We start from the raw sequence: 7,754 nt of genomic DNA, 5'->3' as shown, positions 1-7,754 counted from the left end.
GTGCTCTGAAGGGGCATGGGGCGGGCTCTGATCGACGGAGCCCGTTTTTTATTCTCGGTGGACGGACAAGTCAATTCCTTAACTGACTGGCATTAGGGCAAGCCCGGCTCCCACGGGGATTTGCGATCCGCCTGAGACGGTTATCTGTGGGAGATTCTATGTTGGCCTGCAAGGGTGGTACCGGTGGGAGCGAATTCATTCGCGAATGCGTCTTTTCAGGCGACAGAAGTATTGAATCTGCCGGCCCTTTCCCGAATAAATTCGGTCCCACAGGTTTTGCATAAGCTTGAGATGCACCGCTCCCACGTAAAACAGTCACCGCATGTTATTCGTCGTCGAAGTTATAACTGCCTGGTGCGAGGTTTTCAAAGCGGGTGTATTTGCCAATGAACGCCAGCCGCGTCGTACCAATAGGCCCGTTACGCTGCTTACCGATGATGATCTCGGCGATGCCTTTATGCTCGGTTTCCGGGTGATACACCTCGTCCCGGTAAACGAACATGATGACGTCGGCATCCTGCTCGATCGCTCCGGATTCCCGCAAGTCGGAGTTGATCGGGCGCTTGTTCGGACGTTGCTCCAGGGAGCGGTTGAGCTGCGACAGGGCAACCACCGGGCAGTTGAATTCCTTGGCGAGGGCTTTCAACGAGCGGGAAATCTCGGAAATCTCGTTGGTCCGGTTATCACCGCCTGAACCGGGGATCTGCATCAACTGCAGGTAGTCGATCATGATCAGGGCAATGTCGCCGTGTTCACGCACCAGACGCCGCGTCCGGGCGCGCATTTCCGACGGACTGATACCGGCCGTATCGTCGATGAATAGCTTGCGCTCGTTGAGCAGATTGACCGCCGACGTCAGGCGTGGCCAGTCATCGTCTTCCAGGCGACCGGCCCGGACCTTGGTCTGGTCGATACGGCCCAGCGAAGACAGCATACGCATGATCAGCGATTCACCTGGCATCTCAAGCGAGTAAACCAGTACCGCCTTGTCGCTGCGTAAAACGGCGTTTTCCACCAGGTTCATCGCAAAGGTAGTTTTACCCATGGAGGGACGACCGGCAACGATGATCAAGTCAGCCGGTTGCAGGCCGCTGGTCTTCTCATCCAGGTCGGTATAACCGGTAGACAGGCCGGTAATCGCGTTGTCAGTGTTGAACAGGGTATCGATACGGTCGATGGCCTTGGTCAACAGGTCGGTCACGCTAACCGGGCCACCGGTCTTCGGACGCGCTTCGGCAATCTGGAAAATCTGCCGCTCGGCTTCGTCGAGGATCTCAGCAGCGTTGCGCCCTTCCGGATTGAACGCGCTGTCGGCGATTTCCGTGCTGATGCCGATCAGTTGACGCAGCGTCGCCCGTTCACGGACGATTTGCGCATAGGCCTTGATGTTGGCAACCGACGGAATGTTTTTCGCCAGTTCGCTGAGGTAACCCAGCCCGCCAACCTGCGAGGTCTGGCCTTCTTTTTCCAGCTGCTCGGCCAGCGTGACCACGTCGATGGGCTGGTTCTGGTCAGCCAGACGGGCGATGGCGCGAAAAATCAAACGGTGGTCATGTCGATAGAAATCGCCATCCGACACCTGATCGAGCACGCGCTCCCAGGCGTTGTTGTCCAGCATCAGACCACCGAGTACGGCCTGTTCGGCCTCGATGGAATGCGGCGGCACCTTCAGCGCGGCGGTTTGCAGATCATATTGCTCAGGGGCGGAGATATCGTTCATGACCACTCAGAATCAGGGGTTGTGAAAAAACCAACTGTACAGAAAGACAAAGGGCACGACCTGTAAACAGGATCGTGCCCGATGTTAATCCTCTAGCGAGCAAGTCGCCAGACGATTACGTACTGCTTAAGCAGCCACCACAACAACGCGAACGGTTGCTTCTACGTCGCTGTGCAGGTGCACGGCTACGTCGAATTCGCCAACGTTACGGATGGTGCCGTTCGGCAGACGAACTTCGCTTTTTGCAACTTCAACGCCAGAGGCGGTCAGTGCATCAGCGATGTCGTGGGTGCCGATCGAACCGAACAGCTTGCCTTCGTCACCAGCAGTGGCAGTGATAGTCACTTCCAGCTCAGCCAGTTGGGCAGCGCGAGTTTCGGCAGAAGCTTTTTTGTCTGCAGCCAGTTTTTCCAGCTCGGCACGACGCTCTTCGAACGCAGCAATGTTAGCAGCGGTCGCAGCGGTAGCTTTGCCGTAAGGCAGCAGGTAGTTACGACCGTAACCGGCCTTAACATTTACTTTGTCGCCCAGGTTGCCCAGGTTCGCGACTTTTTCCAGAAGGATCAGTTGCATGTGAAAATCCTCTTAACTTTTAACCTTCACCGTTCGCGCTATCGGAGTCTTTCGATCCCAGACGACCGCGAAAATCAATCAGGCTGTCGACAATGGCAATAACCACGAGCAACGGACCTATCAGGTGCATGAATGGCACCAGCGTGACGTACATCCCCACCAGCCAGAAACTGGCCAGTTTTTTCTGCGCCACCAGCCCGTGAATCAGGGCTAGCCCGGCGAAGGCCAACGGTATGCTCAACAACGGCAACAAAATCAACATCTGTACGCCAAGCATCGGCCCTACAAACATCGCTGCCAGCAACGATAACGCCAGTCCTTTCGGGATTCTGATCTGACGAAACTCGCGACCAAAACCACCGGGGTTGTACAACAACGCCTGCCAATAGCGCCCAAGAATCAGGCACAACACACTGAAAACCTGAAGCGTAACCGCCATCGAACCGATGATCAGGGGTGGAATCAGTGAAGCGAAGGTAACTCGCTGGTCGGCCGAGAGTTTCTCGTAGACCTCACCGAAAGCCTGAGGCATGAGTTTCTCGAACTCCTGACTCAAACTGTCAACCATGGGACTGAAAACCGTTCCAAAGCTCACTGCACACAACAACCCGACTACCACGCTGACCAGCAGCGCGCGATTCCAGGTGTGGCCTGCGCGTAAAACCAGCGACAGACCACAAGCCCCAAGCAACACTAAAAGTGCACCGGGATCTTTCTGGAAGTACCAGCAAACCAACGCTGAAAGCACTCCCACACCAATGACGCCAATGGCGTCCGAACCGCGCCGCAGTAGCACAAGGCTAGCTGCAGCGGCACCCACACAGTACAACAACGGCAATGCCGCAAATCCGGCCACAACCAGCATGGCCTGCAAGCGTCCCCGCATGATGAATTCAGCCAAGGCGCGCATGCATTAGATCCTTACTACTTTGTCGACTGCCCGGTCTCAGCGGCCGTGGCTGTCGGTGTAGGCCAGCAGGGCCAGGAAGCGGGCACGCTTGATAGCGGTGGCCAGCTGACGCTGATAACGTGCTTTGGTACCAGTGATACGGCTTGGAACGATTTTGCCGGTCTCGGATACGTATGCTTTCAGAGTGTTGAGATCTTTGTAATCGATCTCTTTCACGTCTTCAGCGGTGAAGCGGCAGAATTTACGACGACGGAAGAAACGTGCCATGTGATTGGCTCCTTAAAAGGTCCGTGGATTACTCGTCAGCGTTATCGCTGTTGTCGCTGTCATCACCATCAACGCCATCGGCGCTGTCGGAGTGCTCAGGACGGTCGCGACGCTCACGGCGCTCACTGCGGTTTTCTTCAGCCTTGAGCATCTCGGACTGGCCAGTTACGGCTTCGTCACGACGGATGACCAGGTTACGGATCACTGCATCGTTGTAGCGGAAGTTGTCTTCCAGCTCGGCCAGAGCCTTGCCAGTGCACTCAACGTTCAGCATCACGTAGTGAGCCTTGTGAACATTGTTGATTGCGTAAGCCAGTTGACGACGGCCCCAATCTTCCAGACGGTGGATTTTGCCGCCGTCTTCTTCGATCAGCTTGGTGTAACGCTCTACCATGCCGCCGACTTGCTCGCTTTGATCCGGGTGGACCAAAAAGATGATTTCGTAATGACGCATGAATGCTCCTTACGGGTTGTAGCCTGCCGCCAATAAGCGGTCAGACAAGGAGTGAATGACACTGTTAGTCTTGCTCAGGGACAGGCACATGAGCGCCTGCCGTGACAGCAAGGGGCGCAATTGTAGAGAAGGGGATGAAGAGGCGCAAGGCAATTGGTGAATATTTGAGCAATTACCATAAACCACCGCAGGAGGTGCCAAAGGCTGCGAAGGTCCGATGGACCCTCGTCGCGATTGAAGGCCAATCGCAGCCTGCGGCAGCTCTCCTGCGGGGATATTACTTCTTGGTTCCCGCCGCCTTTACGTTGCGCTGACGCAACGCTTCAAACAGGCAAACGCCGGTTGCAACCGAGACGTTCAGGCTGCTGACGCTACCCGCCATCGGCAGGCGCACCAGGTAATCGCAGTGCTCACGCGTCAGACGGCGCATGCCTTTGCCCTCAGCACCCATGATCAGGATGGTCGGGCCCGTGAGGTCTTGCTGATACAACTCCTGCTCAGCCTCCCCCGCAGTACCGACAACCCACAGGCCGCGCTGCTGGAGTTTCTCCAGGGTTCGCGCGAGGTTGGTCACGGCAACCAACGGGATCACTTCAGCCGCGCCGCAAGCCACTTTACGCACTGCTGGCGTCAGGGTTGCAGACTTGTCTTTGGGCACGACCACCGCCAGCGCTCCGGCAGCATCGGCAGTGCGCAGGCATGCGCCGAGGTTGTGCGGATCGGTTACACCGTCAAGCACCAGAATCAACGGCGCGCCTTCGGTACGATCCAGCAACTCATCGAGCATTGCCTCGCCCCAGACCTGACTAGGACTGACTTCCGCAACAACGCCCTGATGCACCCCCTCGACCCATGCGTCCATCTCACGCCGCTCGGCCTGACCGATCGACACGCGATTTTCACCAGCCAGCGCAACCAGCACCTGCACACGAGGATCATTACGACCCTCGGCCAGCCAGATTTGCTTGACCCGCTTGGGGTGGTGACGCAGTAGCGCTTCTACGGCATGCACGCCGTAGATTTTTTCCAACGAACTCATGACTTGGCCTTAGGCTTGCGCGCCCCGCCGCTTTTCGCGGCTGGAGCAGAACCCGCTTTCGGCGGGCCTTTACGGTGTTTGCTAGGTTTAGCAGGTCTGTCCGATGATGGCGCAGAACCGGCTTTACCGGACTTTCCCGACGATGCCTTGCTACCACCCTTCGCTTCAGCCAACAGAGCCTGTTTCAGTTCGCGACTTTTGCGCACTTCAGCGTTTTTCGCGGCTGCATCACTAGGCCGGTAGGCCTCTGGCTCAGCGCTGGCCTTGGCTTTAGCCTTGGCCGGACGCTTGCTCGGTGCGCGCTCTGAAGCAGCGGCTTTTTCAACTGGCTGCGGCTCTGCACCGCGACGCTTGCGGCCAATTGGGGCGCTGATGGTTTTCTCGGCCATCTCGAAGTCGATCTTGCGCTCATCCAGATCAACGCGCATGACGCGCACTTCAACGGTATCGCCCAAGCGGAAGCTACGACCGGTACGCTCGCCCGCCAGGCGGTGATGCAGCGGATCGAAGTGATAATAATCGCCCGGCAAAGCAGTGACGTGCACCAGACCTTCGACATAGATATCAGTCAGTTCTACAAATAGACCAAAACCAGTCACAGCGGTGATCACACCAGGGAAAGATTCGCCTACGCGGTCTTTCATGAACTCACACTTGAGCCAATTGACCACGTCACGCGTAGCTTCATCGGCGCGGCGCTCGTTCATCGAACACTGTTCGCCCAACTGTTCGAGAATGGCATCGTCATACGGATAGATACGAGCTTTCGGGATTACCGCGGCGCCCGCTCGGCGCACGTGCGGGGTGTCCTGCTTCGAGCGGATCACACTGCGGATTGCGCGGTGAGTCAGCAGGTCCGGATAACGACGAATCGGCGAGGTAAAGTGGGTATACGCCTCGTAATTCAGACCGAAGTGGCCGTTATTGTCAGAGCTGTAAACCGCCTGACTCAACGAACGCAGCATGACGGTCTGAATCAGGTGATAGTCCGGACGATCACGTACGGTTTCCAGCAACGCCTGATAATCCTTCGGAGTTGGACCGTCCTTGCCTTTGTGAAGAGACAGACCCAGCTCACCCAGGAACGCACGGAGTTTTTCCAGACGCTCAGGCGGCGGGCCATCGTGCACGCGGTAAAGCGCAGGAATTTCGTGCTTCTTGAGGAACTCGGCAGTGGCGACGTTAGCAGCCAGCATGCATTCCTCGATCAGCTTGTGAGCATCGTTACGCGTAGTCGGGCGGATTTCAGCGATTTTGCGCTCGGTCCCGAAGATGATGCGGGTTTCCTGTGTTTCAAAATCGATAGCGCCACGCACATGACGAGCACCGAGCAACACCTTGTACAGCGCATAAAGCTGCTTCAGGTGCGGCAGCACGTCAGGGTATTCGCCACGCAACTGGCGAGCGTCGCTGCTTTTCGGCTGTTCCAGCATGGTACTGACCTTGTTGTAGGTCAGACGCGCATGGGAGTGGATGACAGCTTCATAGAACACGTAATCAGTCATCTCGCCGGTTTTGGAGATGGTCATCTCACAAACCATGGCCAGACGATCAACGTGCGGATTCAGCGAGCACAAGCCGTTGGAAAGCTGCTCAGGCAGCATTGGCACAACCCGCTCGGGGAAGTAAACCGAGGTGCCACGCACCTGCGACTCGGCGTCCAGAGCAGAGCCGATCTTCACGTAGCTCGACACGTCAGCGATAGCGACGTAGAGCTTCCAGCCACCCGAGAACAGACGCAATTTGCCGGGCTTGGCTTCGCAATAAACAGCGTCATCGAAGTCGCGAGCATCTTCACCGTCGATGGTGACGAACGGCAGATGGCGCAGGTCGACGCGATTTTCTTTGTCTTTTTCTTCCACTTCCGGCTTGAGTTTGGCGGCTTCTTTAAGCACGGCCTCTGGCCAGACGTGAGGAATATCGTAGGTACGCAGCGCGACATCGATTTCCATGCCGGGCGCCATGTAGTTGCCTACGACCTCGACAATATCGCCCTGAGGCTGGAAGCGCGGCGTTGGCCAGTGGGTGATTTTCACCTCGACGAACTGACCGATCTTCGCGTTGTTATTGCGACCGGGAGTAACCAGCACTTCCTGCTGAATTTTTGGATTGTCAGGAATGACAAAACCAATGCCGCTCTCTTCGAAGTATCGGCCGACCACGGACTCGTGGGCGCGGGAAATCACTTCGACGATCACGCCTTCGCGGCGACCGCGGCGGTCCAGGCCGGAAACGCGCGCCAGGGCACGGTCTCCATCGAACACCAGACGCATCTGGGCCGGACTCATGAACAGGTCATCGCTGCCATCGTCAGGAACCAGGAAGCCGAAACCATCACGATGCCCGGAGATTCGCCCCAGGATCAGGTCCAGCTTGTCCACCGGGGCATAGGTGCCACGACGGGTGTAGATCAACTGAGCGTCGCGCTCCATTGCTCGCAAACGGCGGCGCAGGGCTTCGAACTGATCTTCAGTTGTCAGGCCAAATTCTTCCACCAGCTGCTCACGGCTCGCAGGCGAACCGCGATCGGAGAGGTGAGCCAGAATCAATTCACGGCTGGGGATAGGGTTTTCATATTTTTCCGCTTCACGAGCGGCCTCGGGATCGAGGGACTGCCAATCGGCCATTAGATAGTTTTCACCTTGTCTATATGGGGGCTAGTTTGGCATACACCTATTGAAACGGGAAATTTCACACTCGAACATCGCCTGAAAAACCCGTGACCGGATGCAAAAAAGCCTTTAAATACACCGCCTGCGAATTTTTTCAAATATTTTAACCACTGGGGGTT

7 protein-coding genes are annotated in these 7,754 nt (G+C 56.7%); all 7 read right to left on the bottom strand.

The features are described 5' to 3' along the window. Positions 1 to 325 precede the first annotated feature (325 nt). Positions 326 to 1,720, bottom strand: coding sequence for a replicative DNA helicase (gene dnaB / locus KDX30_RS10530; RefSeq protein ID WP_122808430.1), 1,395 nt, complete (start codon positions 1,718 to 1,720; stop codon positions 326 to 328). A gap of 126 nt (positions 1,721 to 1,846) precedes the next feature. Further along, on the bottom strand, positions 1,847 to 2,293 hold the full coding sequence (rplI, locus tag KDX30_RS10525) for a 50S ribosomal protein L9 (protein WP_020293665.1): 447 nt from the start codon (positions 2,291 to 2,293) through the stop codon (positions 1,847 to 1,849). Between the two features lie 19 nt (positions 2,294 to 2,312). Continuing rightward, positions 2,313 to 3,203, bottom strand: a complete 891-nt coding sequence (locus KDX30_RS10520; RefSeq protein WP_027900434.1) for a hypothetical protein — start codon at positions 3,201 to 3,203, stop codon at positions 2,313 to 2,315. A gap of 36 nt (positions 3,204 to 3,239) precedes the next feature. Then, positions 3,240 to 3,470 (bottom strand): 30S ribosomal protein S18, encoded by a 231-nt coding sequence (rpsR, locus tag KDX30_RS10515; RefSeq protein WP_002551829.1) that lies wholly within the window; start codon positions 3,468 to 3,470, stop codon positions 3,240 to 3,242. Between the two features lie 28 nt (positions 3,471 to 3,498). Beyond that, positions 3,499 to 3,924, bottom strand: coding sequence for a 30S ribosomal protein S6 (gene rpsF / locus KDX30_RS10510; protein WP_027900435.1), 426 nt, complete (start codon positions 3,922 to 3,924; stop codon positions 3,499 to 3,501). Positions 3,925 to 4,201: 277 nt separating this feature from the next. Then, a complete protein-coding gene (gene rlmB, locus KDX30_RS10505; protein ID WP_027900436.1) occupies positions 4,202 to 4,963 on the bottom strand; it encodes a 23S rRNA (guanosine(2251)-2'-O)-methyltransferase RlmB in 762 nt (253 codons plus the stop codon). Continuing rightward, on the bottom strand, positions 4,960 to 7,590 hold the full coding sequence (gene rnr, locus KDX30_RS10500; RefSeq protein WP_099267772.1) for a ribonuclease R: 2,631 nt from the start codon (positions 7,588 to 7,590) through the stop codon (positions 4,960 to 4,962). Before rnr ends, rlmB begins: the two co-directional genes overlap by 4 nt. Positions 7,591 to 7,754: the final 164 nt, after the last annotated feature.

Source organism: Pseudomonas quasicaspiana (genome assembly GCF_021147825.1).
GTDB classification, from domain to species: Bacteria; Pseudomonadota; Gammaproteobacteria; order Pseudomonadales; family Pseudomonadaceae; genus Aquipseudomonas; species Aquipseudomonas quasicaspiana.
This window is presented reverse-complemented; position numbering and strand designations above follow the sequence as displayed.

What these genes read in the sequence shown, in the direction of transcription:
- rlmB (WP_027900436.1), bottom strand. Translation starts at nt 4,963, where the DNA reads ATGAGTTCGTTGGAAAAAATCTACGGCGTGCATGCCGTAGAAGCGCTA.
- rplI (WP_020293665.1), bottom strand. Translation starts at nt 2,293, where the DNA reads ATGCAACTGATCCTTCTGGAAAAAGTCGCGAACCTGGGCAACCTGGGC.
- KDX30_RS10520 (WP_027900434.1), bottom strand. Translation starts at nt 3,203, where the DNA reads ATGCGCGCCTTGGCTGAATTCATCATGCGGGGACGCTTGCAGGCCATG.
- rnr (WP_099267772.1), bottom strand. Translation starts at nt 7,590, where the DNA reads ATGGCCGATTGGCAGTCCCTCGATCCCGAGGCCGCTCGTGAAGCGGAA.
- rpsR (WP_002551829.1), bottom strand. Translation starts at nt 3,470, where the DNA reads ATGGCACGTTTCTTCCGTCGTCGTAAATTCTGCCGCTTCACCGCTGAA.
- rpsF (WP_027900435.1), bottom strand. Translation starts at nt 3,924, where the DNA reads ATGCGTCATTACGAAATCATCTTTTTGGTCCACCCGGATCAAAGCGAG.
- dnaB (WP_122808430.1), bottom strand. Translation starts at nt 1,720, where the DNA reads ATGAACGATATCTCCGCCCCTGAGCAATATGATCTGCAAACCGCCGCG.